Source organism: Streptomyces sp. HSW2009, assembly GCF_040240285.1.
Taxonomy (GTDB): Bacteria; Actinomycetota; Actinomycetes; order Streptomycetales; family Streptomycetaceae; genus Streptomyces.
The window spans coordinates 1-2,306 of record NZ_JBEHZD010000847.1; the positions used below are offsets into that span (position 1 = coordinate 1).

General features: G+C 76.0%; 2 protein-coding genes. Both read right to left on the reverse strand.

Features of this window, described 5'->3' with window-relative positions; genetic code table 11:
• The coding region (locus AAHZ94_RS32835; protein WP_349997361.1) for a hypothetical protein at positions 1-1,320 on the reverse strand (1,320 nt) is incomplete at its 3' end.
• A 64-nt stretch (positions 1,321-1,384) separates the two neighbouring features.
• The coding region (locus AAHZ94_RS32840; RefSeq protein WP_349997362.1) for a C40 family peptidase at positions 1,385-2,306 on the reverse strand (922 nt) is incomplete at its 5' end.

Here is a 2,306-nt window from a genome sequence, read left to right on the forward strand (position 1 = left end):
CGCGGCCACTTGATGTCCTGCCCCGGCCCCCGGCGGCCGTCCAGATTCCGGACAGTATCCCGTCAGCCGTCCGCCGGGGGGGGGGCGCGGCGCCCCCCCCCCGCGGGCGGGGGGGGGGGGGGCGCCCCCGACCGCGCGGTAGAAGGCCACCAGTTTGTCCTCGCCCCACTGGTCGGCGATCATCCGGCAGGCCAGCCAGCCCTGTTCGTACGCCTGGGCCAGTACGTTGCCGTCCCCGGCGAAGCCGAAGTCGTCGTCGTCCGGCAGGTCGCGGGGGAGCCGGCCGGATTCCAGCGAGCGGGTCAGCTCGGGGGCGACCTGGCGCGGGTAGATCCTGGCGTCGCGGTAGCCGATCCAGTCGGCGAAGCCCTCGGAGAGCCACAGCGGGGTGCTGGCGGACGTCGCGGCGCGGGTGGCGACGTGGGTGGCCTCGTGGGTCATCACCACGCGCCGGCCGAGGTCGCCCAGGACGTCGTACGCGTCCGGGTTGATGATCACCCGGTCGGCGGGAACGGTGCCCGAGCCGCCGATCTCGCCGGTGGTCACCGCCGCTATGCCGCGGTAGCCGGACGCGGAGCCGCCGAGCAGCGTCGCCATGTCCTCCAGCGAGCGCGGCACCAGCACCACCACCCGGCCCGCCCAGGGACGGTGCCACGCCCGGCGCACGGTCGGCACGGCGTCGTCGGCGGTGACGGCCACGTCCTTCAGGTAGCGCCGGTGGTGGCCGACGCCGAGCACCAGGCTGTGCCGGCCGCGCACCACCTCGACCCGGCCCTGGTCCCACAGTTGCTCGGCGCCCCGCTGGCCGCCGCCGTCCGAGGCTTCGAGCGAGGCCGCGGGCGGTATCTGGACGGCCGCCACGTACCAGCGGTGGCCCCGTTGGACGAGGGTGAGCCGCTGCGGCGCCACGACGGGCGCGGTGTCGTACCCGGCGAGCTGGTAGCGCAGCTCGACCTGGAAGGCGACCCGCCGGCCCTGGCCCTGCACGGGCGCGAAGCCGCCCTTGCCGAGCACCCGGTACTGCCAGGAGCCGAGCGGCACGTCGGTCAGGTTGCGGAAGGTCCGCTGCTGGGCGGCGCGGTAGCGGTCCGCGGTCCGGTCGACGGTGGCCAGGAAGGCGTCCTCGTCGTGCGCGCGGACCGCGTCGGCGCGCCGGTCGAGCAGCCGCTCGACGGCCCGGACGTCGGGGTCGGGCCCGGTGGACTCGCGCCCCCAGCCGGCCATCGCCGCCAGCGCGCTGAGCGCCGCCGTGAGCACCACCAGGGCGGCCACCACACCGCTGACCGCCCACCGTCCACCCCACCGCAACCTGCCCGCCACGCCGTCGATCGTACGGGGTGCGCCGCGACCTGCGGAGGCGAACTTCGGACGCGGGGCAGCCGGCTCAGGGGCGGTTCACGGAGGAGACCGGCATCATCTGGACCGGGTCGTACCGCACCTGGGCGCCCGGGTGCGGGGCGTGGACGACCTGCCCGTTGCCGACGTACATCCCGACATGGCTGGCGTCGTTGCGGTAGATCACCAGGTCGCCGGGTTGCGCCTGGCTGAGCGGCACCCGGCGGCCGGCGCCCGCCTGGCCCTGCGAGGTGCGCGGGATGGCGACCCCGGCCTGCCGCCACGCCCACTGGGTGAGCCCGGAGCAGTCGAAGGAGTTCGGGCCCGTCGCACCCCATACGTACGGGGCGCCGAGGGCCGCCTGGACGGCGCTGACGGCGGCGGACGCGCGCGGGGAGGCGGCGGTGTTGCCGGCCGGCCGGGCGGGCCGCTGCGCTCCTTCGGCGGCCTTCGCCGCACGGGCGCGCTCGGCCCGCTGGAGTTCGGCGCGCTCGGCCCGGGTGAGGCGGTTGAGAACGGTGCGGGCGGCGGCGAGCTTCTGCGTCACCTCGCGCTTGTGCCGCTGCACCGTCTCCCGGCTGCGTTCGAGGTCGATGAGCTTGCCCGCGGCCTCGGTGCGCTCCTGGCGCAGCGCCCGCTGGGCGGCGTGCAGCACCCGCAGTTGGCCCGCCTGCCGGTGCGAGATCCGGTTGAGCGCCGCCGACTTGGTGAGGAAGCCGTCCGGGTCCTCGGTGAGCAACAGGGTCAGGCTCGGGTCGACGCCGCCCGACCGGTACTGGGCGCCGGCCAGTGCGGCGAGCGCGCCCCGCAGGTGGTTGACCCGCTCCTGGCCGCGGGCGACGCTGCCCTGGAGCGCGCTGACCCGGGCTTTGAGTTCGTCGCTGCGCTCCTTGGCCAGGTTGTACTTCTCGGTGGCGACCTCGGCCTGGTGGAAGAGGTGGTCCACGGTGCGCCGGGCGGCGCCGCTGGAC